This window comes from Ruegeria sp. C8 (genome assembly GCF_056537565.1).
Window position 1 is genome coordinate 214,476 of sequence record NZ_JBQFRV010000007.1, and the last position, 26,926, is coordinate 241,401.

At 57.0% G+C, this 26,926-nt stretch carries 18 protein-coding genes; 9 read left to right on the top strand and 9 right to left on the bottom strand.

From position 1 onward, the window contains the following. Positions 1–1,125 (bottom strand): ABC transporter permease, encoded by a 1,125-nt coding sequence (locus ACR0KL_RS11700; RefSeq protein WP_170675820.1) that lies wholly within the window; start codon positions 1,123–1,125, stop codon positions 1–3. Positions 1,126–1,377: 252 nt separating this feature from the next. Between ACR0KL_RS11700 and ACR0KL_RS11705 the strand changes: the two genes are divergently transcribed. The 3 genes from ACR0KL_RS11705 to ACR0KL_RS11715 all read left to right on the top strand — a co-directional run bounded on the left by ACR0KL_RS11705 (position 1,378) and on the right by ACR0KL_RS11715 (position 5,892). Beyond that, the gene (locus ACR0KL_RS11705; RefSeq protein ID WP_170676136.1) at positions 1,378–3,243 is read left to right on the top strand and encodes a PAS-domain containing protein; all 1,866 of its coding nucleotides are present in this window, start codon (positions 1,378–1,380) and stop codon (positions 3,241–3,243) included. Then, positions 3,243–3,944 carry a response regulator transcription factor gene (locus ACR0KL_RS11710; RefSeq protein ID WP_480777056.1) on the top strand — a complete coding sequence of 234 codons (702 nt, stop codon included), beginning with the start codon at positions 3,243–3,245 and terminating at the stop codon, positions 3,942–3,944. Before ACR0KL_RS11705 ends, ACR0KL_RS11710 begins: the two co-directional genes overlap by 1 nt. Positions 3,945–4,125: 181 nt before the next feature. Further along, entirely contained in the window at positions 4,126–5,892 is a 1,767-nt protein-coding gene (locus ACR0KL_RS11715; protein WP_480777057.1) for an ABC transporter ATP-binding protein, read from the top strand. 60 nt (positions 5,893–5,952) lie between these two features. On the opposite strand, the gene ACR0KL_RS11720 is transcribed toward ACR0KL_RS11715, so the two are convergent. From ACR0KL_RS11720 to ACR0KL_RS11735, 4 genes are all read right to left on the bottom strand, one after another. Beyond that, complete coding sequence (locus ACR0KL_RS11720; protein WP_170675817.1) at positions 5,953–7,263, bottom strand: HlyD family type I secretion periplasmic adaptor subunit; 1,311 nt, start codon at positions 7,261–7,263, stop codon at positions 5,953–5,955. Next, positions 7,247–9,394 carry a type I secretion system permease/ATPase gene (locus ACR0KL_RS11725; RefSeq protein ID WP_480777058.1) on the bottom strand — a complete coding sequence of 716 codons (2,148 nt, stop codon included), beginning with the start codon at positions 9,392–9,394 and terminating at the stop codon, positions 7,247–7,249. The genes ACR0KL_RS11720 and ACR0KL_RS11725 overlap by 17 nt, the downstream gene beginning before the upstream one ends. 100 nt (positions 9,395–9,494) lie before the next feature. Further along, entirely contained in the window at positions 9,495–10,334 is an 840-nt protein-coding gene (locus tag ACR0KL_RS11730; protein ID WP_170675815.1) for a SapC family protein, read from the bottom strand. Between the two features lie 38 nt (positions 10,335–10,372). Further along, the gene (locus ACR0KL_RS11735; protein WP_170675814.1) at positions 10,373–14,182 is read right to left on the bottom strand and encodes an Ig-like domain-containing protein; all 3,810 of its coding nucleotides are present in this window, start codon (positions 14,180–14,182) and stop codon (positions 10,373–10,375) included. 228 nt (positions 14,183–14,410) lie between these two features. On the opposite strand from ACR0KL_RS11735, the gene ACR0KL_RS11740 reads away from it, so the two are divergent. The 6 genes from ACR0KL_RS11740 (at position 14,411) to ACR0KL_RS11765 (ending at position 20,275) form a co-directional block, all read left to right on the top strand. Beyond that, complete coding sequence (locus ACR0KL_RS11740; protein ID WP_480554967.1) at positions 14,411–16,459, top strand: dockerin type I domain-containing protein; 2,049 nt, start codon at positions 14,411–14,413, stop codon at positions 16,457–16,459. Positions 16,460–16,700: 241 nt separating this feature from the next. After that, positions 16,701–17,291, top strand: a complete 591-nt coding sequence (locus tag ACR0KL_RS11745) for a TetR/AcrR family transcriptional regulator (protein WP_170675812.1) — start codon at positions 16,701–16,703, stop codon at positions 17,289–17,291. Continuing rightward, positions 17,288–17,551 (top strand): hypothetical protein, encoded by a 264-nt coding sequence (locus ACR0KL_RS11750; protein ID WP_170675811.1) that lies wholly within the window; start codon positions 17,288–17,290, stop codon positions 17,549–17,551. The genes ACR0KL_RS11745 and ACR0KL_RS11750 overlap by 4 nt, the downstream gene beginning before the upstream one ends. Positions 17,552–17,560: 9 nt before the next feature. Further along, positions 17,561–18,712, top strand: coding sequence for an SRPBCC family protein (locus ACR0KL_RS11755; protein ID WP_170675810.1), 1,152 nt, complete (start codon positions 17,561–17,563; stop codon positions 18,710–18,712). An 18-nt stretch (positions 18,713–18,730) separates the two neighbouring features. Further along, entirely contained in the window at positions 18,731–19,204 is a 474-nt protein-coding gene (locus ACR0KL_RS11760; protein ID WP_170675809.1) for a hypothetical protein, read from the top strand. A gap of 12 nt (positions 19,205–19,216) precedes the next feature. Beyond that, on the top strand, positions 19,217–20,275 hold the full coding sequence (locus ACR0KL_RS11765) for a ferredoxin--NADP reductase (protein WP_170675808.1): 1,059 nt from the start codon (positions 19,217–19,219) through the stop codon (positions 20,273–20,275). Between the two features lie 398 nt (positions 20,276–20,673). On the opposite strand, the gene guaD is transcribed toward ACR0KL_RS11765, so the two are convergent. The 4 genes from guaD to xdhB all read right to left on the bottom strand — a co-directional run bounded on the left by guaD (position 20,674) and on the right by xdhB (position 26,911). Further along, positions 20,674–22,002, bottom strand: a complete 1,329-nt coding sequence (guaD, locus tag ACR0KL_RS11770) for a guanine deaminase (RefSeq protein ID WP_170549571.1) — start codon at positions 22,000–22,002, stop codon at positions 20,674–20,676. Positions 22,003–22,065: 63 nt separating this feature from the next. Further along, positions 22,066–23,667 carry a permease family protein gene (locus ACR0KL_RS11775; protein WP_170675807.1) on the bottom strand — a complete coding sequence of 534 codons (1,602 nt, stop codon included), beginning with the start codon at positions 23,665–23,667 and terminating at the stop codon, positions 22,066–22,068. A 43-nt stretch (positions 23,668–23,710) separates the two neighbouring features. Then, positions 23,711–24,589 (bottom strand): xanthine dehydrogenase accessory protein XdhC, encoded by an 879-nt coding sequence (gene xdhC, locus ACR0KL_RS11780; RefSeq protein WP_170675806.1) that lies wholly within the window; start codon positions 24,587–24,589, stop codon positions 23,711–23,713. A 3-nt stretch (positions 24,590–24,592) separates the two neighbouring features. Next, entirely contained in the window at positions 24,593–26,911 is a 2,319-nt protein-coding gene (gene xdhB, locus ACR0KL_RS11785; protein WP_480777059.1) for a xanthine dehydrogenase molybdopterin binding subunit, read from the bottom strand. Positions 26,912–26,926: the final 15 nt, after the last annotated feature.

Sequence of the window (26,926 nt, forward strand, 5' to 3'; positions counted from 1 at the left end):
TCAGATCCCAATCTCAGAGAAGAAGATCGAAAACAGGGCGTCGATGGCGATCACCATGAAGATCGACTGCACGACCGAGGCCGTGGTGCGCTGACCCACGCTCTGGGCCGAGCCTTTGACCTGCATGGCCTGCCAGCAGGCGATCACGCCGATGACCAGCGCGAAGAAGGGCGCTTTGATCAACCCAACCGCCAATTGCCAAACATCGGTGCTTTCGTTCAAACGGGTGACGAACATACCGGGGCTGATGCCAAGGTCGATCCAGCTCATCAATCCGCCGCCGAAAAGGCCCGCAAGATCGGCGACAAAACCCAGGATTGGGAGCATGATCAAAAGGGCCAGGACACGCGGCACCACCAGCACCTCGATCGGGTCCAGACCCAGCGTGCGCATGGCGTCTATTTCCTCCTGCACCTTCATCGACCCGATTGAGGCGGTAAAGGCCGACCCCGACCGACCGGCAACAATGATAGCGGTCAGAAGGATCCCAAGCTCTCGAAGTACAGAGATCGAGATCAGCTCGACCACGAAAATCTCGGCCCCGAATTGTTTCAGCTGCGTGGCCCCCTGAAAGGCCAGAACAACGCCGATCAGAAACCCCATCAACGCCACGATGGGCAGGGCCTTGAACCCGGTTTCCTCCATATGCGTAAACAGGGCGGCCCGGCGCAGACGCCAGGGCATGACCAGTGTGCGCCCAAGCCGATGCAGCGTTAGACCCAGGAACCCAAGGATCGAGAGCGTGTCCTTCCACGCGCCAACTGTTTTCTGACCCACGCTGGCGACCCAATCCACGGCATTGCGAGGCGGGGCCAGTTTTCCGGGATGGTCTGGGATGTTCTTCGATACGGTCTCGATCAGCGCGGCATGGGCCGGTTGAACGCCCCGGAATTCCAGCTGAGCGCCAGCCTTCGTGAACCGCTTTGCAAGATCCGCAACCAACCACGCGCCGCTTGTATCCAATGCTTCGACACCCGAAAGGTCCAGTGTCACATGCCCGCCCTCTGGCTGAATGCCCGCAAAAGGCCCCTCAACCGGAGCAAGCAATTGCGTCAGCATTTCGCCTGCAATACGGATCCGGGTGCAATCGCTTTCGCGTTCGGCAGAAATGGTTGGGCTGCTCATATCTGTATGTGATGCAAAAAAGCCTGAATCTGCAATGGTTGTATGCCTTTGTTGCCGGATTTACAAATTTGGGATTGCGAGGCTGCGACACTTGCGGCTTGCACGCCACGGTTGTTCTGCGCGGACCTGCTTGCCGATTGTGGGACAAAGTAACCGGCTGGGCGTTCGCCTCTACACCAAGTCTAAATCTGATGCTACGGATAGGTCGCAAGGAGGGCGATCTTGACCGTTAGTGAAAAGCGCATCAAAGCGATGACGACCGCCGGGCTGAATTTAATCGGTCAGGCACTGTCGATCTACGATAACAAACTGCGTCTTGTTCTCAGCAATCGGCGCTTTCAAGAGATGTTCGGCCTTCCCGACGACCTTGTGCAACCGGGCGCGTTGTTTCGGGACACGATCCATTATTTGGTCACCCGCGGAGAATACGGGCCCGAGGGCGATGTAGACGAAATGGTGCAGCAGCGCGTCGAGCAAGCCATGGCGTTTGAGCCGCATTACATGGAGCGTGTCCGCCCAAACGGGCAGGTTGTCGCTGTTGAGGGTTCGCCGCTGCCTCAGGGTGGTTGGGTTGCTGTGTACACCGATATCACAGGCACCAAACGCGCCGAAAACTTGCTTCGCGCCCGATCCGAGGAGCTTTCCGACCAACTGCTCAGCCATACCGAGGAACTTTCGGCCACCAACCGTAAGCTTGCCGCCACCATCGCCGCGTTGGAAGAGGCCAAGCGCGAACTGACCGAGATCGAAGCCCGCACGCGCATGACGACCGAGATGATGCCCGCCCATATCGCGCATCTCGATGTCGAGGGGCGCTACGATTACTCAAACCGGCGGCTCAGCTCCGTGCTGCCGGGTCGCCCATCTGATATTCTAGGGCTGCATATCTCCGACGCCCTTGGCCGACACGCCTTTTCACGAGTCGAGCCGCATCTGTCAAAAGCCTATGGCGGCGAAACGTCCGTTTTCGAGTTCACGGAAGAGCAGGATTCCCGCCGCATTCGCGTGTCCTTTACCCCTGATGGAGAAGGTGGCGTTTATATTATGTCCGTAGACATCACCGAGGAAACCCAAACCCGCGTCGCGCTGCAACAAACGCGCCGCCGCGAGATGGCCGCGCAGATGACCAGCGGGTTAGCACATGATTTTTCCAACTTGCTGACCATCATTCTGGGGATGCAGGGGCGGCTGGATAAGATGAACCTTCCCGATGAAGCGCATGAGTTGATTGCGGCGACCCGTCAGACTGCGCAGCGCGGTGGGCAGCTTTTGAACCGGATCGCGGATATGACGGGGAACCGGACGCCGCAGCCCAAGGCGACGGATATGCTGCAATTGCTTGAGGACCTGCGTATTCTCGCCTCGCCTTCCCTGCCGCGCGGGGTGGGGCTGTCGGTGGTCAACACTCTGCCGGATCAGGCCCTGATGCTGGATCCCGGTATGGTGCAGGATGCCTTGCTGAATTTGGTGCTGAATGCGCGCGATGCTTGCGGCAACAATGGTCAGATCACCATCAGCGCTCATGCGATTGGCGCGATTTGGGTGGAAATTACGGTCTCTGATACTGGGCCGGGGTTCTCGCCCGAAGCGCTGGACAAAGCCCTCAATCCGTTTTTCACCACCAAGGGCAGTGACGGATCCGGCCTTGGTTTGCCAATGGTCTATGACACGGTGAAACTGGCCGGAGGGGACCTGAGCCTGAAGAACACACCCTCGGGCGCGTCGGTTGTATTGCGGCTTCCGTACCGCCCTGCGCCCCCCATGCGCGGCGGAATGGTTCTGCTGGTCGAAGATAATCAGGACTTGCGCCTCCAGTTTCGTGACATGCTGATCGACTTTGGGTTTTCGGTCATCGAGGCAACCTCGGTCGACGAGGCATTGACGCTGGTGAGCGAACTGGACGACATCGTGCTGGTCCTGTCCGATATCCGGTTGGAAGGGGAGGCAACCGGGCTGGACCTGATGGAGCGTCTCAAACCCCGGCTGCCATGTATCTTGATGACGTCGTTGCCATCGACTGATCCTGTGTTGAAGCGCGCGATCGGTCGGGTGCCCGTCTTGCACAAACCGTTCACTCCCAAACAACTTTCGGCTTTGATCCGAACCGAGGCTGCGTGATGACCCAACCGTTGGTGACCATTCTCGACGATGAGCCCGAGATCCGCCATATTCTGACAGAGACCCTGCGAGACGCAGGTTTTCGAACCCAGAGCTTTTCACGCGCCCGCGAATTCGAGGCTGCGTTAAACCGAGTGACGCCCGATGTCTGCCTGGTCGATCTGTCTCTGCCAGATACAGATGGTCTTGCGCTGGTGCATCGTCTAGCCTTGGAGCAGGGCGCCGCAGTCATCATCATTTCAGGACGCGCGCAGGTGCAGGATCGGGTCACCGGGTTAGAGCTTGGGGCTGACGACTATATCACCAAACCGTTCGACCCTGCTGAGGTCGTGGCGCGCGTGCGGGCGCGGTTGCGGGCGCCAAAAGGGCAGGTGGCGCATTCGGAGACGGCCAGTTTCAACGGTTGGGTCGCGCATTTTGACCGCTATGTTCTTGAGGATCAAAACGGCGCAGAAACCGGTTTCAGCCATGCAGAAGGTGAAGTGCTGCGTCTGTTTCTCGAAAGTCCGAAACGTCTGATTAGCCGTGCCCAGATGCAGGAAACGCTGGGCGGCGCAGCAGGTGAGAGCTTTGATCGTGCAATGGATGTGCGTATTTCCCGCCTCAGAACCAAGCTGGGCGAAGATCCCAAGAACCCGAGATTGATCAAAACGATCTATGGCGCGGGCTATATTTTCCTGGGCGATGTGGTCTGGCACTGAAGGTCCCGGTGCGCGCATTTGACCCTGCTTCAAGTATATCTGCACGGGTGGGCTGGAATCTTGGGCTTGTCCTGATTAACTAAAGCGACCTCGACGACCGAGGGGCAGAGGTACAAGGCACCTCTGTTTAACCGTGCGGTTGCCCGATAAGGGCGGCGACACCGACGATCTGGAGTGTGAAATGATCGGCAAGGCCTGGGCAAAATGGCGATCGGGCTATATAGGCCGGCTTGTCGTGGAAAGTCTGCGCAAGCAAGGATGGATGTACGGCATCGCGATGGGTGCGATGGTAATCGTTGCTGCCACGACCGCTGGTACGGCTTGGATGATGGAGAACATCGTTGATGCCATGACCACCCCGGAAATGAGGTCTCAGGCACATTGGATCGCGCTTCTTGTTGTCGGGTTGTTCGGCGCTAAGGCGTTCGCTTCCTATATTCAGTCGATTTTTTTGGCGCGCGCGGGGAACCGAATTATCGCAGTCCAGCAGGAGCGGTTATACAATCGGCTTCTACAGCGCGGCATTGGGTATTTTGCCGAGATTGAATCCTCGAACCTGTTGATGAGGGTCACCGCAGGGGCGGGTGCCGCCCGGAACCTGGTAAACATCATCGTGACCAGCTTCGTACGCGACGCGCTGACGCTTGTTGGTCTGGTTATTGTCATGATTTATCAGCAACCGCTGCTTTCCGTGCTGTTTTTCGTCGTTGGTCCGGTTGCTTTGATCAGCGTGCGCTACCTTTTGAAGAACGTACGGCGAATTATGCAGGCCGAGTTGAAATACCTTTCCGAGATCATCCAGGTCCTTCAGGAAACGTCGAACGGGATCAAAGTTATCAAGGTCTTCAGCCTTGAAAACCGCATGACCGATCGGATGAACACTGCGATCAAACGCGTCGAGAAGCGTTCGAACGACATCGCCTCTTTGCAGGCCATCGCCAGCCCGCTGATGGAATTTCTGGCCGGTCTTGCTGTTGCCGGCATTCTGGTTGTCAGTACTTTGGGGATCGGAGGGTCTGAGCCTCCGACGGCGGGTCAGCTGATGTCGTTTATCACGGCCCTGCTGATGGCCTATGAACCCGCCAAACGCTTGTCGAAAATGAGGGTTTCGATCGAGACCTGCATGGTACCGATTGGTCTGATGTTCGAGCTTCTGGATGAACAGGATTCTATGCAGGAGCATTCAGAACCTAAAGAGATGGTTAAAGGTCCGGGCGAAATTCGCTTGCGTGATGTGACCTTCGGGTATCAGGGGGCAATACCCGTTATCAAGGATATGGATGTCACTTTCGAAGCAGGAAAAACCACGGCCCTTGTAGGCCAATCCGGCGGAGGAAAGTCCACGATTTTCGGCCTGATCATGCGATTTTATGATCCTAATCAGGGCTATGTTGAGATTGACGGCCAGGATTTGACCGAGGTCAGCTTTGCATCGCTTCGCCGAAAAATATCCTATGTTGGGCAGGACACGTTCCTGTTCTCAACCACCGTCATGGACAATTTGCGCTATGTAGCGCCCGACGCGACGGATGAAGAAATTGTCGCAGCTGCGCGAGCAGCGCATGCCCATGACTTCATCTCTCAGTTGTCAGAGGGCTATGACACTCAGGTTGGGGAAAACGGAGCTTTTCTTTCCGGAGGTCAGAAACAGCGGATCGCAATTGCTCGGGCAATTTTGCGCAAAGCGGAAATCCTTCTGCTGGATGAGGCCACAAGTGCGCTGGATGCAGAATCCGAAACTCTGGTCAAAAAGGCATTGGAAAAGCTGACGGAAGGGGTCACGACAATCGTAATTGCCCACCGGCTATCGACGGTTCTGGAAGCGGACAACATCATGGTCGTTCAGGATGGTCAAATTGTTGAGCAAGGGACCTTGAATGTGTTGCTGGAAGAAAACGGTGCGTTCCGACGGCTGTTTGACCAGCAATTTAAAAAGCCTACTTCCTAATCGGTCTGCGTCTTCCCGCGACTTCAATGTATTGAAAGTGATGAAATGATCAAGCCTGCACTATTCCCGCAGCGCTTGATCTTTAATCTTCACGACCGGTTGGATCAAGTAGTCCAGAACGGTTTTACGCCCAGCCAGAATATCGACCTCGGCAACCATGCCGGGAATGATTTCAACAGCAAGCCCCGAGGCGTCGAGCATCGTACCATTCGTCCGGATCTCAATGACAAAGACCTCTTCATCATTGCGTTCAGACCGGGTGATAGTGTCTGCACCAATACGAACAATTTCCCCGTCCAGCCCGCCGTAGCGGGCGAAATCATAGGCGGTGATTTTGACTTTGACGGGCTGTCCAGCGTGAAGAAACGCGATATCTTGCGGGCGAATATAGGCTTCGACCAGTAAACTGTCATCCAGTGGAACGATCTCGACCAACTCCTCCCCGGTGCGCGCAAGACCACCAATCGTGGTACGGTGGATGCGGTTTACGATGCCGCGCGCCGGAGATTGAACCTTTGCGCGGGACGCCCGATCCTGCAAAGCTGGTAGCATTGGTTCTAGAGCGGAAAGTTCAGCTGTCGCGAGGGCGAGGTCGGTCAGAGCATTGCTCCGAAATCTACTGCGCGCCGCTCGGATTCGGTCATCAATCTCTTCCAGACCAGTTTTTAGTCGGCTGGTCGCAGCTGCGGCTCTGACCCGGCGACCTTTCCATTCTGCCTCACTGCGCCTAAGCGCTAAAAGCGTGGTCGCGGGCTCCATTTTGCTGGCGACCAGAGGCGCCATCATTGCCCTTTCCTCAGCCAGAACATTCAATGTCTCTTCGGCGGTGACCTGATCCACCAATCCTTCTTCGTATTCCTTATCGCGTTGTTGTTGCTGTCGCAGCAAAATATCAACTTCAGCCTGCAGTTCGGCTTGCCGACCCTGATACAAAGCCCTTTCAGATTGAACGACATCCGGGGCGCCTGTGACGAGCGCAGCGTCAAACTGAAGGTCCCGCCCCTCGATCTCGGACTGTAGCCGCTGGATCCGAGCCATCAGGCCAAAAGCACGTTGTTGTTCCTGATTCAACTGACTGTCGATTTGGGTCGTGTCGAATTCCATCAACAAGGTGCCGGCTTGAACCACTTGACCTTCTCGCACGTGCAGTGCCTTCAAAACACCTGGCTCTGTTGCTTCGATGATCTGGATGTCTCCAGATGGCACGATCCGGCCATCCACGCGGGTTACGTCGTCCAACTCGGTCAGATGCGCCCAAAGCCCGGTCGTGAGGAGGCATGCGAGAATTGCCACAAGCAGAAGAGAGTTTCGCAAAGGTGAAGTTCCGCGCGTCGCGCGTGCCAATGAGGCAAGATCATGATGCTGCGACATTCAGGTGCCTCCTGTTTTGACTTGCATGTTGTGAAAGAAGGCTTTTGGGCCCGTCTTTCGCAATTTGACCGTCGGCAATGACAATAACGCGGTCCACCAATTCCAAGAGGCTAGGACGGTGCGTGACGATCACCATTGTCGTGTCCGGGGTCGCCTGCTTGAGGCGGGTCAGAACGCGCGCTTCGGTTTGAACATCCATGGCGCTCGTTGGCTCATCCAGCAGTAAAACCGATGGCTTGCCAATCATGGCTCGCGCCAAGGCAATCGCTTGTCTTTGCCCACCAGAAAGCCCTTCACCCCGTTCCGCAAGCTGTTGATCATAGCCTGCTGGATGGCTAGCTACGAAGTCTTCAACTCCGGCAATATACCCGGCTTCAACTACTTCTTCGTCGTTTGGTCTGATAGCGCCACTGGCGATGTTTTCGCGGATAGAGCCGGAAAACAGCCAAACATCCTGTAGAACAGAGCCGACACCGCGCCTTAGGTCGCCTGGGTCAATTTGCCGAATATCCAACCCATCCAGCATGACCGACCCGACCCGAGGCGCATAGAGGCCCAGCAACAGTCGCGCAATTGTGCTTTTGCCCGAGCCAATTTGGCCAAGAATTGCGACTTTCTCACCGGGGTTGATGGTGAAGGAAACACCTTTCAACGTATCTTCGGATTGATCCGGGTATGTGAAATGAACGTTGCTAAACGAGATTGCACCTTTGAAGCTTGAACGACTGATCCAGGTTCTGCCTTCTGGTCTCTCGCTATCTGCTCGCATAATCTGGTTGAGGTTTCGAAAAGCGCTGCGCGCCTGATTGTACCGCGTCAAAGTTTGCGCCAATTGCCCCAGAGGGGCCAAGGCACGGCCGGTCAACATGACAGCGGCGATCAAGGCACCCATGCTGGCTTTTCCTTCCATGACCAGGAACACACCATAGAAAACGATCAGAACTTGCGCCGCCTGTTGCGTGAGGCCGGTCAGGTTCAGGGCGAATTGTGCAATCGCGCGACTGCGAACTCCGTGGTTCGATTGTCGTTCTATCGCGCTTTCCCAACGGGTACGCATCTGACGATCAGCAGAGGTGGTTTTTATGGTTTCGAGGCCAGAGACGGTCTCAACAAGAACCGATTGTTTGGATTGACCATCCTTGAATTGGCGTTCGGCCAACCGCGATAGGATAGGTTGGGCGAGCAATCCGGAAATCAGCACGATGGGTACCGCCATCGCAGGAACGATGGCCAGCGGGCCGCCCACCAGGAAGATCACGAAGACAAACAGAGCGATGAAGGGTAGGTCGACGATCACAACCAATGTTGCGGACGTGAAAAACTCGCGCAGGGTTTCGAACTCGCGAACTGTATTTGCCGTCGCGCCGGTCGATCCGGTGCGAGATTTCATTTGAATATCGAGTAACTTGTCAAAAATGCGCCGTCCCATCAGCCTATCAGCCTTTTGGCCGGCCTGATCAATGAATCCAGCTCTTAGAATCTTGAGTAGGAAATCGAATCCAAGGGCGAGGCCTACGCCTATGGTCAGTGCAATCAGAGACTCCGTTGCTTCGTTGGGAAGAACGCGGTCATAGACGACCATGATGAAGATAGACGTTGAAAGCCCTAGAAGATTGGCGAGCGCCGCTGCGAGAATGACTTGGCAATAGGACCATCGACTGGACGCCAAAGCAGACCAGAACCAATGTCCAGACCTTTGGGCCTCGCTATTCTTCAAGATATCTTGATGATCTCGGCGAAATAGGATTGCATAGCCGGTATAGGCTTTGTCCAACTGCGTTTCCGGAATTGTCCCGGTTCCGGGCCCGATGCAAGGGTCGTACACCAACAGCATGCCGTCGTCGCTGCGCCCATGATAGACAACGGATCGTCCACCCTCCAGCAACAGTATGGCTGGTGACAAATCGTCATCCAATTTGCTCAGTAAGCGTGCGCCATACCCTGCCTGAAGACCGCTTTGGCGTGCAAGCGCCAGTGCATCACTTATCGAGAGACCATTTTCCAATTCTGACTGCGCGGCAAAGAGAGACGCTTTTGTTATTGGGCGTTCAAGTGTCTCACCCACATGCAGAATACATGTTTCGAGTTCTGTCAAACGTGATGTGTCCGGTTGGGTTTCGTGCGGCGTCATGAATCAGTTCCTCTCCGGCAAGTTAGGGCAGCGAAGAATTGGAATGCGTCCGCTGATCGGATCTGTTTTCGGTTTTGTTGCGTCGTATGGCGACCAGGGGTTATCGAGCACAAGCGTGTCTCTCCGAAATCTGGCCCCAAGAGGTTTCGCTCGTTTGCGCATCGGCCAATGCAGATAAGAAGCCTTCGGCATTGGCCTTCCGCTCAGCATCCTTTGAACCCGGATTATGTGTCATTCGTGATTGTGCTTGGGTCAACCAAGGTATGTGAGACAGCGAGATTTGATGCGCGTGGACTAGCCGCAGAGCGCCACAAGCCGTCAGTGTGGCCAGCTGCTTGTTTGTCAAACTGTTCAACCGATCGGTCGAGATACCCCAACAGCTCCTTGGCAAAATGCAGCTCTCGTATTGGGTGAGTGGGTCCAACAAGTTCATTTCCGCAAGCACATCACAAATGGCCTTTGTGGTTTGTGCGGACGACATTCGACCTTGGAAGAACCTCTTTACGGCTTCAAGATTGGAAGAAAGCGCTCCTGTTTCACGGTAGAACGCCTCATCTCTGGGGTCATCACTGATCAAGCCAAGGGATTCGTCGATGAGCAATTGGAATTGAGCGTCCTTGACCTGCCCACCTCTTGGCATTGGTTCGGCATCGAAAGGCGGGCACCTCATCGCAGAGGGCAAGTAGGGCGCCAACCATATGCCTGTTTCGGACACAAATGGGTTTTCAGCCTCTTCTGTCAGGGAAAACACTGCGACCGGCTCTACCCCGCTCTCCGTTTTGCGGAACACAAGCGGGAAAGCAGCCGCTACGGGGAAAACTTCTGCCGCAACAACTGAACATTCGGTCACGTGCCTTGTATGGTCGAATGAGGTGAAGCGTTTCCAGAACTTGTGACCATACCTCTGGAATGAGAGGGGTTTGAGGTGGGTTTTTGACATGGCTGCCTTCCAAGCTCTCGGCCAATCCTAGAAAAGGACTAGGCGGTGGCACCTGTGGGATCGGTATGCAGGATATTGTCTGCACTCAGGCTGTTCAGATCATTCAGACCATCGAACACGGCGAGCGTATCAACAGTGACGTCGTCTGATGCAGAGAACCTGGCTTTGACGAGCTTGGCGTCGGTTCCATCGGTTGTCAGGGCATATATCTCGTCTCCGGCCTGCGCTCCGACCAGGCTCTCCAATGCCAATTCAATGGTGCTGGCCGTGAGGTCGCTGAGGATGGTCGTAAAGCCGATGAAGCCTGTATCTATTCCCAGATTGCCGCCTTGGCTCAGGAATTCCACGTCCGTTCCCGTGCCTCGCAACGTGGCGACGTCGAGGCCCCTGAACATCAGGGCATCTGCGACTTCCGTTGCAGTTCCGGTGCTGAACCCCGTGATGATATCTGTGCCATTGATTGCAGGGTCTGCTTCGAACACAACGATGTCTCGGCCTGCCTCTGTCAGGTCAATCGTATCGTCGCCATCACCCCCCCTGATGATCGTGTCCACATTGCTTGCATCTATAACATCGTCAGTGGTCGTCCCTGATTGGTAGACAGAGTCCCCTCCGTTTGGCGTGACGATCTTCAGCTCAAAGGGTTGATTGATGTCCTGAATGTCGACAGAAAACTGCACCAGAGGCGACGAAATGTCGGAGAAACTCAGCGTTGCTCCGGCAAAATTGACGAAACTGGGGTTGGCTGCGTTCACGGCAAGAGGCAATTGCCCGTTGAATATGATGGAGCCGCTGTCAAAGGTGACCTGAGCGGAGTCGAATTCCAATCGCATGTCTACAAATAACCCGCTCGACAGATCCCGATCGGCTTCCGAATAGACCGCGAACTGGACGGTTGAGCCACTTCGGCCGACTTCCGAGATGACATAGGCTATGGGGGTATGAGCCGTGGCTTCAGCGCTCACCGGAACGGGATCAGGCCCTCCTGATACTGTTGCTTCGGCCGAGAAGTTCAGATCCGTCCCGGCTGTCGTGGCGCCAAAAGCGGAGGCTGCGATAGGTGCAGACCATGTTCCATTTGCGGCGACGGTTGCGGTGCCAACGGATGTACTGCCCAGCAGGATATCCACTGTGTGACCGGCAACCAGACCGACCGAAGAGCCGCTGACTGTAATCCCGGAACTTTGCGCATCGGCAAGAGAGATCGCCCCATTTGTTCCAATTGTATCAAGGCTCAAAGTGGGCCGGAAATCGGTTGAGAAGGAACCTGTTGCCGCGTTGGAGGTATTTCCAGCAGCGTCTTCAACCGATGCCGAGACCTGAAAGCTTGCGCTGTCTGCCAAGGCCGCGAGATCGCTGGTTGGAATATCCGCATTCCAGTTTCCGTTCAGTGCGGTGGCCGTATAGGTCTCGCCGTCCAAGGTGATGGTTACAGTGTCTCCGTTATCGGCCGTTGTTGTGCCTGAAACCGTCAGGTCCTGCCCACGCTCCACTACATCCAGAACTGATCCGATGGACAGTGGATCGAGGGTAATGCTGGGTGCCGCAAAATCAGTTGTGAAGCCCATTGTGGTTTGGGACGTGTTTCCAACTGCATCAGCCACAGTCGCGGTGATGGTATAGCTTTCCTGATCCTGAAGCCCCAAAAGCTCAGACGCGTTTGTCACCAACGTCCAATTGCCACCGGTGACGGTTGTTGCGTCGGTGACGTCAACCGTGCCGTCGGCGCGTGCGATCGTGATAGATACAACCGCCCCTACGCCTGCATCGCTTGTGCCTGAAATGGTCAGGTCCGTTGCCCGCTCTGCGGCGTTCATGATCGAGCCGTCCGAAACGCTCGTGATCGCGATGGTTGGATCAGTGAAATCTGTATCGAAGCTGCTTGTCGCTTGAACAGCCGGGTTTTCGGCGATGTCTGAGACATCTGCTGTTACCGCAATTGTTGCTCCGTCCGCAAAGAGTGCCAAATCAGCGGCTGGTACGGTAACAGTCCACGACCCGCCCGAAGCCTCGGCGGTGTAGGTGAGCCCATTCATCCCAACGGTTACGGTTTGATCGTCTTCAGCTGAGGTGGAACCCGAAATGGTCAGGTCGGTTCCGCGCTCCGCCGCATTCATGACAGCACCGTCCGAGAAGCTGTCGATGGTCACCGTAGGAGCGCTGACATCCTTGGTCAATTGCGCCGTTGCTTGAGGCGCAGCCAGCCCGTCCGCGTCAGACACATTGGCTGTTATCGTAAAATCGCCGCCATCGGACAGAGATGCTAGATCGGCGGTCGGTACGGTAACGCTCCAAGAGCCACCCGAGACGAGGTCCGTATAGGTCTGGCCGTTCAGCGTGACGGAAACCTGCTGGTTGTCGCCAACATTTCCGGTTGTGCCTGAAATGGCAAGGTCTGAACCGGCCTCGGCAGCGTTCAGGATATCACCTACGGACAAGGGCGAAATGGCAATGGATGGGCCTGAGAGGTCGACGGGCACCGTGGCCGTCACGGTGGTCGCCGGGTTGCCAGCCGCATCCGCGAGCGTAACACTGATTTCTGCCGGAGTGCCCGTCGTCAACCCGGCAAGATCCGCGTTGGGAATAGTGACAGACCAACTGCCGCCCAGTGTCGTGCCGGTAAAGGACTGCCCATCCAATACAAGCGTTACAGTTTGGTTGTCCTCAGCCGAGGTCGCCCCGGTCACGGTCAGATCGCCGGTTACATCAATAAGGTCAATGGACCCTCCGCCGACCGGATCGAGCGTGAGGGTTGGAGCCGTGAAGTCCGTATCGAAGCTGTTGCTGGCTTGAACGGCCGTGTTGCCAGCGCGATCCGAAACGTCCGCTGTCACGCTGATGGTTGCCCCATCCGACAAGGCTGCCAGATCGGCGGCTGGAACGGTTGCCGACCATTGGCCGTTGGACACCGTACCGGTGTAAGTCTGACCATTCAGAGTGACGCTCACCGACTGCCCGTTTTCTGCGTCTGTCGCACCACCTACGACAAGATCTGTTCCCTGCTCGGCGGCGTTCATGACGGCGCCATCCGAGAAACTGTCAATGCTGAGTGTTGGTGGGATGGTGTCTACGACCACGGTTGCCGTCGATACGGAGATCTCGTCCCCCAAGGTATCAAGCATACGAACGGTCACTGTGGACTGGCCTTGGGCCAGGGCGCTCGCCTCGGGCGCTGTGAGGGTGACGGTCCAGTTCCCTTCGGAATCCGGTGTCACGGTCTTGGTCACGGAGCCGATCGTAACCTCGACCGAGGTCGCATCGTCCGGCGCAGTTGCGTTGGTCAGAGTGTTGTTGAGGGAGGTGGCCTGCAACTCTGCCAAATTCAGCGTCGGGAAGTTTGGCGTAGGGGCTGGATCGTCCCCGCCGCCTCCGCCGCCGCCACCTGCCGCCGCAGCACCGGCGAGACCAAGACCCGCCGCCGCAGCACCCATGCCGCCCAGACCGCCTGCCGCTGAAGCAGCTCCGGCCTCGGCGACGGCGCTGAATTCGACGATCTGCGAAACCATCGCCTCGGCGATCATGATCGAGCCGCTTTCAAGGACCTGAACATGTTCAGCCGCAACAACCATCGTGCGCCCATCGAGCATTTTCAGAAGGACATTCCCGTTGTCCATCAGCTTGGCTGATTTCACACCCGGGATCGTATCCGCGAATTGGAACGCATAGAGTTCCTCAACCGTCGCCTGCGCAAAAGCCGGAAGGGCCAGCAAGGTCGACACCAATCCGCCCGCAATGCCGCGCCCGGACAGTTTGCGCAGGTTGCGTTCGATCCACGAGCGCTTGTGGCGATCGCGATCTGCCCCTGAAAGATCGGCTGGCGTATCAGTATGGCGCTCAGGTGTCTTCATCGTCTTGCCCCTCAGATTTGGTGTCCGCGATCCGTGGAAGGCCATCCCCGACATGACGCTTTGTTCATCTGTCTTGCCTTCCGGTTAACACCGCGGGCGAACCTGGAAAAATTGAGTTAAACTGAAGCCGAACTCCTCGTTTTCACCACATTCCCGCTTTTGTTTCGGTCTGGGCATCAGATCATCCTCAGGTCATTGCCAGGGGTGGCATTGGGGGTGATCAAGGTGATGCTTCAATTCGAAACTGTGGTTGCAACGGGAAGCCCGGCGCTCGATTCAGGTATCGGCGATACGGCTTTAAAAACGTTTAACGGGGATAAGTATCTCTATTCCGTCACCGGTCCGTTCGGTGGTGTTGCCGCTTGGCGCCTCACCGAAGGGGCCGGGCCGCAGCTGGTGGATACCGTCTATCACAGTGGTCCGATCCTGTATCAAGTGGGGCGGACGGGTGTGCCCATCACGCTGGGCGCAGGGGATCAATTGGCCCTTGATATCAACAATGCAACGGGTTTGGTGGGGTACACGCTCAACGCGGATGGTACCTTTGGCGACCTGCAGGAAACCGGGACGCTCGTCGGTGGCGGAGACATCTCGGCGATGGCGCAACTGGACGTCGGAGGGCAGAGCTATCTGACACTTGCGCATGAAGATACCGATCAGATCGGCAGCTACGCGGTCAATCCAGACGGCACGCTTTCGGTCGTTTCGCTGGTCTCAGGCCAAGCCGATTCGATGCATGCTGCGACGGTCGGGTCTGAGCAATTCGTGATCACCGCGAACGCTGCAAATAGTGAAATCGCCGTGTTTGATGTTTCCGCGAGCGATGGCAGCCTCAGCGCTCTGGACAACAGTGCCGCTGTTTCAACGATGGGAATCTCTACGCCCACGGCGATTGAGGTGGTCGAGGCCTATGGGCAATCCTGGGTCATCGTGGCGGGGTCGGGCAGCAATTCCCTCAGCGTGATGGGTTTGCGCAGCGATGGTCGGTTGATCCCCAAGGATCACGTTCTCGATACGTTGAATACCCGGTTTGAATCCGTGCAGGACCTGTCGGTGATCGAGGTGAATGGTCGTGCGTTCGTCGTTGCGGGTGGGTCCGACGATGGGGTCAGCCTTTTCACGCTGACCCCGAATGGAAAGCTGGTCTATCTGGACAGCTTTGCGGACACGTTGGATAGCGGATTGGGGAACGTTCAGACTCTAAACCTCGCCCATATCGGTGATGAGCTTCAGGTGCTTGCAACCTCACAGCAGGATCCCGGGCTGACGCAGCTGAGCGTTTCTTTGGCAAATCTTGGCGTCGTTCTGGATGGTAGCGGGCCGGTTTCGGGCACGGCGCAAGACGACATGCTCAGCGCGGGGGTGCTTGATGCCCAACTGTCCGGCGGAGACGGAGATGACATCCTCATCGCTGGGAGTGGTGAGACGACGCTGACAGGCGGGGCAGGGGCCGATATTTTCGTCATGCAATATGGCAGCGACCCCACGACGATCACGGATTTCGAAGCCGGTACCGATCGGCTGGACATGTTCGACTATCTTCTGCTGCGCACCCCCGATCAATTGACCTTTACAGCCACATCCCAAGGGGCCGACATCCAATATCTGAATGAGGTCGTCCACGTGATTTCCTCAACCGGCACGCCGTTGACGAAAGAAGAGGTCTTTGGCTCCGGGTTTGGCGGGCCGGATCACATTCCTGTGGATTTCGGTACGTTCGGCGGGCTAGAGCCCGCAAGCTCGGACGGCATTCAGGGGCGCGTGAGCGTCGATTCCGAGACTGCCAATCCGGGCCTCGCAGATGCCGAGATCAAGTTCACTCCGACCGGAGGCGGCACCGTCACCGCAACTACAGATGAAACCGGACGCTTCGATTTGAACGTTCCGAACGGGACATTGGCCGGAGAGCTGGAGGTCGTCAAAACCTATTCAACAGCGAGCGGACGGGTCAACGCTCTGGATGCGTTGCAGGTTCTTCGCATCTCGGTTGGTCTGGATCCGACATGGGGACCAGCCGCTCCGGAAAACCTGATTGCCGCCGATATCACTCAGGACGGAGCCGTCAACGCCTTGGACGCGCTCTCCATTCTACAGGCAGCGGTCGGACAAACCTCTCCATATCCCGCGAAATGGGTTTTTCTGGACGCAGATGCCGACCTCTCGGGGATAACGCGAAATGCGGTGAATTATGACACGCAGTTGGATGTTACTGTCCAAGATGGTTCATTTGCGATGGATATGACCTCTATTCTTTTGGGAAACATCGAGACGTTGTGACGGTGTTCCGCGGTCATTTTACTTGGGCTGAACTCTCTTTCTCGAACCAGCGGGCGGTACTGTTGAAAAAGATGAGAGGCAGGCTGTCGCACTCGCGAAAGCATTGGATGGTGGCTGGCCCCTCGCTATAGCCCTTCCGAATTGAAGTTTCTTTTCACGCGCTGGTCTCAAAGTAGATTGTCATAGTTGACAAACAATCTCTAATCATTATTTGTCATCAGTGACAATTTAAGAGGCCGCAATGCCAAGACCATCTCTGAAAGACCAACGATCTCAGGAAATCCTGGATGCGTACCTCACATGTGTGGCGCGGTTCGGCCTTGACGGCGCGACCCAGGAACGGATCGCGGAGGAAGCAGGCGTCAAGCGCCCTCTGCTGCGCCACTATCTTGGCAACAAGGACGAAATGATTGCCGCACTTGCCGAGTACACGCTTGAAGGCTTTGCGATGTCACTAGACGGCCTGCGACAGGCCCTGCCAGACAGAGCAACGCCAACGGATCTTGTTGACGCTCTTTTTGCCGAAAACAGCGGAACTGATCCGCGGCTCATGCTGGCCTATCAGGCGCTGGTAACTGTTGTTCCGGATCGCCCCGATCTGCGGCAAGATCTTATGGACAGCCTAACTGCCTTCTTTGACGTTGTTGAGGATGTCCTGAGGCGCGCTGCCCCTGACGCGCCGGATACTAGCATTCGTGCCGTGACTCAGGGTATTTCCGCAATCTTTGTCAGCATGGATGCCCTGTCGCCACTCGAGCCGCCCAAAGTCTGGCGCGCGGAATTGAAACTGGCGGCGTCTTTGCTGGCCTCTACGCTGGAGGCCGAGCGATGAGCCACGCCAGAACCGCAAATTATTTAGCTTTGCCTGTCCTGTTGGCTGCCGCGTTATTGGGTTTCTACTGGGTCTGGGGGCTGCTTTTCTTATGGTGGACCATTCCGACCATCCTGAATGGTCAGGCTTTTCTGGTGTTCGAGATCAACCGAGACGACGATCCAGTTCTTTTCTGGGCCATAGTCTGCCTTTGGGCTTTGTCGGGACTGATGATGCTCGCCGCCAGCCTTTTCCCGCAATACGCCTATCTGATGACCTGAGGGATAAAGATGACTAAAATGTATCATCACCTGCCAGTCGAAGCCTACACCTCGCAGGATTGGTTCGACCGAGAACAACAACAGATCTTCTCACGCACCTGGCGTTTTGCAGGATTGGTTGAGGATATCGAAGGCCCGGGGCACTATCTGTCGGTGCAGGCAGGTCTGAACAATCTGTTTGTCGTCATGGGGCGCGATCACCGGCTGCGGGCCTTTCACAATATTTGCCGCCATCGCGGTACGCAGCTTATCCGCGCGGTCGGCAAGACGCAAAAGGTGCTGACCTGTCCCTACCACGATTGGACCTATGATCTGGAAGGAAATCTAATCTCCGTCCCCGATGAGGCGTCGGAATTTCCCGGTGGTGTTGATAAATCGTGCCTTGGCCTCAAACCGGCCAGCGTAGACGTCTGGCGCGGTATGCTGTTCGTTCATCCCGATCCGAATGCGCCCACGCTTGCGGAGTGGTTCGGCGGGGTCGATCCATTCCTTGGCCCGCACAAACCCGAGGAATTGGTAGAGTACGCTGAAGGCCGGAACACCTATGAGATCAAGGCAAATTGGAAGATCGTTGTCGAGAATTACATCGACGTCTATCACCTGAGCCACCTGCATTCCAACACCCTGCACATGTATGACCATGCCAAGGCAGAATACGGGTGGCAGGGGCCGCACTATCACTTTTGGGAGCCCCCTTCAGCGGAGTACGCCAAGGACCACGAGGCGAACCTGCCGATGCCGCGCGCGATCCCAAAACCCCATGTCGGCGCCTGGGTTCCAATGCTCTTTCCCGGCATTGGTATCGGAGCCAGTGAAGAAAGCTGGAACTTGTTTGTCATCACGCCACTGGCGCCGGACCTGACGCGCATCGAAAACCGCTCGAAGCTGGCCAACGTATCAGACTGGGCGTTTCAGAAACAGCAGTGGAAAAGCTGGGGTTTTTGGAAGGACTTTGGCGGTGCGAAGTACCAAGGGGACAACGTCGCCGGCGAAGACGATCCGATGGCATCCGGAGATTTCACGACCGAGGATATCTATGCCTGCGAACAACAGCAGAAGTCTCTGAAAAGCCCGTATCTGGAAATCGGCCCGGCTGGGATTGGCGAAAATCCGATTACCCAGCACCAGAAAGCAGTGTTGGAGTTCATGAAGGATGATTGAACAATGCGGAGATTGCTCATGACGCCCGTTCAAGCCACCCTGACAGGCGTGGTCATCGCGTCGACTTTGGTGCTGACAGCGCAAGCAGACACGCCTGAGGAGATCTCTGCCCGTGTCCTTGCGGCTCAAGACGAAGATAGCCTTCTGGCTACGTGGGAAATCTGGCATCCCGAAGCCACACACCGGATCATCCTCAAATACGGTACCGAGCAGGAAGATGATGTCTTCATTTACCGTGTGGGAGATGTGGCGGTCGCTACCGATGCTGAACTCCCCGAGGATCTGGAGGACTACAAGGAAACTGAGCGATCCAAGCCTAAAATGACCACCCGCACCGACAATGAGGTCCACCACGTAACCGCGGTTACGGATGTTCAATATGATTGGCAGGGATATGCCGGAAAAATGCGTCAAACAGATGAGTTTGTCTTTGAACCTTACCTTGGCGGGATGGTTATCCGGTCATTGACCACAACCTATGACTACCGGTGATTGGGTGATCTAATGCAACGCAACTTCTATCCATTGACCGTATCTGACATCCGCACAGAGATCGGCGGTGCAGCCACAAGTGTTACTTTAGATGTCCCTGCCAGACTGGCTGATCTGTTTCAATGGATAGCAGGGCAACATCTGACGATCAGGTTTTTGATCGAAGGGCAGGAACATAGGCGCAGCTACACCATCTCAAACCCTCCTGGATCCGCACTGCGCGTCACTGTGAAACGTGTGAAAGACGGGATCGTATCGAACCATATCGGTGATGCTCTGTCGGTGGGCGATATCATCGAAGTCATGCCCCCCTTTGGACAGTTCACCTTAACGCCCGGCCCCCTGAAACGCCGCACGCACTATTTCTTTGGCGCGGGCAGTGGCATCACGCCTCTATACGCGATGATCAATGCCGTTTTGACGGACGAGCCGCATTCCGTCGCGCATTTGGTTTTCGGCAATACCAACGCGAACAGCATCATTTTTCGGGACGAGTTAGAGCAGATCCAAGCGCGATACCCAAAACGCTTTTCTGTGCGCCATGTTCTGTCCCACCCGTCATTGCTGAGTTGGTTCAGCCCTTGGCGCACGGGTCGGTTGGACGCAAACACCGTTCAGGCCGCTATTGCCGAGACCCCACCTGTAGCGCAGGACGTGCAGTACTGGATCTGCGGTCCGGGCAGCATGAACACGGACCTGCGGGCGGCGCTCAAGAATTTGGACGTGCCTGACGATCGCATTCACAAGGAAAGCTTTGGTGGCGATGTCAAACACGATCTCAGCACGTCAGGAGTCGCGGCGACAGCCCGCATAAATCTGCATGGTGCATGGCATGATGTACCAGTGGCTGCGGGTCAAACCATACTGGAAGCTGCTCAAGCGAAAGGCTTGAACCCACCATACAGTTGCCAGTCCGGTGTTTGTGGTGCCTGTGTTGCCCGGCTTACTGAAGGGGCCGTCCATATGCGGAACCGAGTTGCACTTGAAGACGACGATATCTCAAAAGGACTCATCCTGTGCTGTCAAAGCGTTGCGACACAAGAAAGCATCGCCTTGAAGTTTGAGGGGTAGACTCGGGATCACGAAAAACGCAGGCAGAAGCCAAGCAAACAAGTCGGAACCCCACATCGCAAGTTGAAGGATTGGAAGTGGTGGCTGCTAGAAGATCAAATCTCTTTGCAGACCCGCCTCCTAACCTAACACACTGGTATTTGCCGCCATGTCGCAGCAGATGATGCCGTCACCTGCCTTGTTACTCAATTTGTGGAATGACGGGATACAGATCGATTTTTCATTGCACCAGAAGGATTTATTGGGTACCCGAGGCATCCCGCGCTTTTTGCCTTGTGCGATCAGGAACTTGGCCGCGCGGTTTTGAAGGGTCTAGCCCGGATCGAGCAAGTCAACTGATCCGGGCTTTCAATCAAAGACCGTCGCGGGATGGAAATGGGCCCGCGTTACAGGTGCCGCTAGGCAGAGACTTTGGCTCGTTCAGGTTGCGGCCCTGCAACTTTGCTGGGTGTCCCCGACACGTAGACTTTCTCGATCGCGCGGTCGTCTCCCATCATCTGCAGAACGAAAAGCTCTTGCGCCAGGCTGTCCACGCGGTCCATGCGAAGAGCCATGGCCGGGGTGCTGCGTGCGTTCAGAACGACGACATCCGCTTCACTTCCCGGGGCGAGCGTGCCGATTTTGTCTTCGAGGCCCAGAACGCAGGCATTGCCGAGGGTTGCCCAATGGAATGCTTGCAAAGGGTGCAGGGCTGTCCCTTGCAATTGCAGGACTTTGTAACCTTCGTTCAGGGTTTGCAGCATTGAATAGCTGGTGCCAGCACCAACATCCGTTGCGATCCCATTGGCGATTCCGCGAGCGCTCAGCCCGGCATGATCAAACAGGCCGCTGCCTAGAAACAGGTTCGAGGTCGGGCAGAACACGGGATGCGCGCCGGTTTCGGCCAGCGCGTCGATCTCGCGCGGCTCAAGATGGATGGAGTGTCCCAGCAGGGTTCTCCGTCCCAGCAAACCGTAGGACTGGTAGACATCCAGATAGTCCCGCGCCTGCGGATAGAGTTTTTTGGTAAAGGCAATCTCGTCCTTGTTTTCCGATAGGTGTGTCTGGATGTGGCAGTCGGGATGCTCTTGCGCCAGCGCCTGGGCCATGGCCATCTGGTCCGGGGTTGAGGTGATTGCAAACCGGGGCGTGATGACATAGCCGTTGCGTCCCTTGCCATGCCAGTCGGTGATCAGAGCTTTGGTGTCGTCATATCCGGATTGGGGCGTATCCTGCAGCGCCTCGGGCGCGTTGCGGTCCATCAGGACCTTTCCGCCAAGCATGCGCATGTTGCGTCTGGTCGCCTCGGTAAAGAACGCGTCAGCCGAGGTTTTGTGGACCGAGCAATAGGCAACCGCCGTCGTGGTGCCATGCGCAATCAGCTGATCATAGAACGCCCGCGCCATGGTCGCGCTGTGCCCGTCCGAGGCAAAGCGGGTTTCTTCGGGGAATGTGTAGGTGTTGAGCCAGTCCAAGAGCTGTGCGCCCCACGAGGCGATCACCTGCACTTGAGGGAAGTGGATATGGGTGTCGATAAACCCCGCCATCATCAGATGAGGGCGATGGTCCGTCACAGGCACGTCTTCGGCCTTTGCGCTGATCGTCGAGAATGGGCCGGTGTCCTGAATGATCCCGTCCCGGATCAGCAGCGCGCCGTCCTCAAGATAGGTATAGGCGCCGGTATCTTCGCCGTTCTGGGGCTCACGATGAAAGGTCAGCAGACGACCGCGCAGCAATCTCTGTGTCATGGAATGTCTCGTATGTCGTGGGAAAACGGGTAGGGGGCAGCCCTGAGGCTGCCCCATCATGGATCAGGCCTGTTGTGCAGGTGTATCGTCGTCGATCAGATCGGGCTCATCTGGAACGATCACGCGATGCTCAAGATCCTCTTTAGGGGCGAGCATTGGGTAGAGATAGAGGAACGCGCCGACGATCAGATAGCCGATGGTAATCCCGTCGAACTGCGGCATCTGCAGCGTGTAGGAGTGGATGATCCCTACCGCCGACATAAGTCCGCCAGCGACGGCAAACGCCCCTGCCATCCGGAACCGGCCGTCAATCACGTCGGCCACAATGGCGCCCCAGATCAGACCTGTGATGATTGCACCTTGGCTCAGCGCCAGATGTCCTTCGTAATGGGCTCCCTCCATCAGGAGTGCGGCGGTCAGACCCTCTTCACCCAGCGCAGGCAGGCCTTCGACACCGCTACTGCGCAGCGCGTTCATCAGCGACCCCCATTTGACCACCAGGAAGGCCGAGATGTGGGGCAAGATCGCAAAGGAGACCGCAGCCATGTGCATCGGCTTCACCGCCCAAGCCGTGTTGGTGATCAGGCTGACCGAGACAAAGACCAGAACAGGCGCCGCAGCCGCAATCGGGATAAGACCCGCAAGGAAGGACAGGAAGCCAAGGAAAGCTGCAGCCGCGATCACGACGGCCACACCCACGATGTAGCCCGCATGTGCATCAAGCCGTTTGTAGGCCGGATGACCGATATAGACTGTCGTCGGGAATGGAGAGCCAAACAGCGCGCCCAGCATCGTGCCCGCGCCATCCGTTACCTGGCACAGCCCGACGGGGTAGTGATCGCCCGCGGCCTCGGCGGATTCCACGTTGTTCATGGTTTCGATGAAGTTGTAGATCTGGACCGGGATTAGCACCAGAAACAGCTCAGGGTTGGCGAACAGGTACTGAACACCGACGATGAGGTCACCGAAATAGGGGATTGGTGGGTAGAAGCCGATGCCGCTTGTGTCGATTTTCGATTCACCAAGGATGATGGCAATCACCGTGCCCGCCGCAATCGCGACCAGACCGGCAGGCACGTTGCCCGGCAGGCGGAACCGCCCGATCAGACCCCAAAGGATGAACAGCAATGAGGTAAAACCGATGATTGGGTTCTCAAACACCTCGGCCAACGGGACTGAGCCGATGAAGACCAGCGCAATGCCACACAGCGTGCCAAGCATCCCGGCGCGCGGTGTAATGCGTTTCAGGTAGGGACCCACAAACGCCCCAAGGGCTGCAACGATCCCGCCCATTAAGCCCGCGCCGATTCCTACCTGCCAGGCCAGCATCGGGTCATTGGTGGCCCAGTAAATGGGTCCAATTACGCCGAAAAGATAGACGAACATGACCGGCGTCGAGATGCCATAGGGCAGGGCGGTGACATCTTGGCCCTTCCTGGTGGCCGCCCATTTGGCGAGAACCGTGTAGACCCCGACACCGGCCAGGATTGCTATGGCGGCACCGGGTACGATGCGGCCAAAAACGATCTCGGCTGGCATTTGGAACACGAACTGACAGACCCCGGAAAGGATCAGCAGGTTCACTAGGTTATCCGTAAAAAGCGCCCAGAAAGCGCTGAAGTCGCTGCGGGTAAACAGCTTGTATTCGTAGGTCCTCCCGTCCATGACGGTCTCCTCCTCTGATAGGACCGGAATTGCCTGGTGGATGTCAGGCGGTTCTCCCTCTCCGGTCGTGATGTTGGCCCGCATGGGGCGCCTTGGTTGCCCCGGTCGGGGCGGTCGCGGCAGTTTCAGAGGTCAGTTCAGCCATCACCTCGGCCACCACGAAGGTGGCGATGATGCTGGGCCGCTTGTCGCGGCTACCGCTTGCCCCGATGGGGCATCTCAAATGTTCGATGGATTGTCCGTCACACTGTTTGTGTGCCCAATTCCTCAGCTTGATCCGCTTGGTCGCGGATCCGATCATGCCAACATAGGCCGCGTCCTGACGTTCAAGCGCGGCGGTGGTCAGCAGGAAATCCAGCCCGTGATCATGGGTCAGGACGATAAAGGCGCTGCCTGCGGGCGCGCTGAAGATTTCGGCTTCGGGGATTGCACTCAGCCGGGTTTCGACATCCGCAGTGCAGAGGTCGATTTCCTCGGCCCGTGTGTCGACAAGGATGCAGCGCACAGGCAAGTGCTGAAAAAGATCCGCAAGTGCGCGTCCCACATGACCCGCCCCCATCACGTAGACATGTGGCAAGGCATCGTCGCGCCGCGCCGCCCGGTCGGTTGCGGCCCCCTTGTCCGAGGACCGCATACGGGTCAGTTGCAACTCGACCCGTCCCCCGCAGCACTGGCCAATTTCGGGTCCGAGCGGTACATCCATTTCCCGGTGTAGCGACCCGCCTCGCAGCATGTCCCGCGCGGCGTTGATGGCCATGAACTCCAACTGCCCACCGCCGATTGTCCCCCACAGGGCGTTAGGCGCCACGAACATCTCTGTCCCTTCGTTGCGGGGCGAAGACCCGCGCACACGTGTCAGCGCGATGCGGATCACGCTGCTTTGTTCGGAGAGAAACGTCCTCAGGGACTGCGCGGCAGGCATCGTTTAGGCACCGTTTTGCAGGCGGGCAACGGCCATCAGTACACGCTCGGGCGTGGCCGGGGCGTCCAGGCGAGGGCACTCCCGGTAGTCGGCGACGGATGCCACGGCCATCGACAGGGCCTCGAACACCGAAATTCCCAGCATGAAGGGCGGCTCGCCCACGGCTTTGGAGCGTTTGATCGTCAACTCTCGGTTTTCCGACCAATCGGCGAGTTTGACATTGAAGATACGCGGGCGGTCCGAGGCCAGCGGGATCTTGTATGTCGACGGAGCATGGGTGCGCAGGCGACCGGCATCATCCCACCAAAGCTCTTCGGTGGTCAGCCAGCCCATACCCTGAATAAAGGCCCCTTCCACCTGACCCTTATCGAGAACGGGGTTCAACGAGCGTCCGACATCGTGCAGCACATCCGTGCGGTCGACCCGGTATTCTCCGGTCAGGCTATCTATGGTCACTTCCGAACAGGATGCCCCATAGGCGTAGTAGTAGAACGGGCGGCCTTGTCCCTTGTCCCGGTCCCAGTGGATCTTGGGGGTTTTGTAGAACCCGGCTGCCGACAACTGCACGCGCGCCAGATAGGCCTGTTTGATGAAGACATCGAAGGGCAGAACCTCTTCGCCGATATGAACATGGTTGGTGAGAAAGATCACCTGCTCGGGGCTTACTTCCCATGTTTCCGAGGCGAATTTCACCAGCCGTTCCTTGATCTGCTCGACCGCGTTCAACGCGGCCATTCCGTTCAGGTCGGTGCCGCTGGAAGCTGCGGTGGCGGATGTGTTTGGGACCTTCTCGGTCGTTGTCTTGGTGATCTTGATCCGGTTGAAATCAACTTGGAAGGCCTCAGCCACCACCTGCGCGACTTTGGTATTCAGGCCTTGCCCCATTTCGGTGCCGCCGTGATTCAAGTGGATCGAACCATCTTTGTAGACATGCACCAGCGCGCCGGCCTGATTGTACCACGTCGCCGTGAACGATATGCCGAACTTCACCGGCGTCAGAGCGATGCCCTTTTTCAGGATCGGAGACGTTTTGTTGAAGTCGATGATGTCTTGTCGCCGCTGGCGGTAGTCTGAGGTCTCCTCTAGTTCTCCGACCAGCCGATCCAGAATGCTGTCTTCGACCACCTGATGATAAGGCGTCACGTTCCGATCTTCGGTGCCATAGAAATTGGCTTTGCGCACATCCAGAGGGTCCTGACCCGTGGCATACGCAATTTCCTCGATCATCCTTTCCGCCGCGATCACCCCCTGTGGTCCGCCAAATCCGCGGAAGGCGGTGTTTGAGACCGTGTTGGTTTTCATCGGGTGGCTGTTAAGGCGCACATTCGGGTGAAAATAAGCGTTATCCGCATGAAACAGCGCCCGGTCGGTCACGGGGCCCGAAAGATCTGCCGAGAACCCGCAGCGCGCGGCAAAGCTGCCTTCGACGGCTTGAATGCGACCGGCATCGTCAAAGGCCACGTCATAGTCGATCGCAAAGTCATGGCGTTTGCCGGTCGCCGTCATGTCCTGATCCCGGTCGGGCCTGATCTTGACGGCCCTGTTCCACTTCTTTGCGGCCATGGCGGCCACAACGCAGAACAGGTTCATTTGGCTTTCCTTGCCGCCAAAGCCACCACCCATGCGGCGGACATTGACCACAACGGCGTTGGACGGCACGCCAAGTGCATGGGCCACCATATGCTGCGCCTCAGACGGATGCTGGGTCGAGCAATGCACAACCACATCATCATCCTCGCCCGGAATGGCAAAGGCAATGTGACCCTCAAGATACATGTGATCCTGACCGCCGACGCGCATCCGACCTTGGATCCGGTTGGGGGCCGAAGCCTGAGCCGGGGCGACATCTCCGCGCTCCAGCTTAAGAGGGGCGGTGACATGCGGGTAGCCAGCATTTTGGGCCTCAATCGGGTCTAGCGCATGGGGCAGTGGTTCGTATTCGATGTCTGCCAGCTCGGCGGCACGGCGTGCGATGTCGCGAGTTTCGGCAACGACGGCGAACAGGGGTTGGCCGTGAAACTGAATGGTATCGGTTGGGAAAACCGGCTCGTCGTTCAGATGGGTCGGGCTGATGTCATTGATCCCGGGCACGTCATCTGCCGTCAAAACCCCAACAACGCCGGGTGTCGCCAGAACCTTCGCAAAATCGATGCCCAACAGTTTGGCATGGGCTACGTCGGAAACGCCAAGATAGGCGTGCAGCGCGCCTTGGGGCAGGGCGATATCGTCGGTGTAGTCAGCCTCTCCGGTAACATGCTTGATCGCGCTGTCGTGGTTGACGTCGGTGTGGGCGGCCCCAACGATGGAAACGGTGTCTTTCATTGTGTCGTCTCCTTG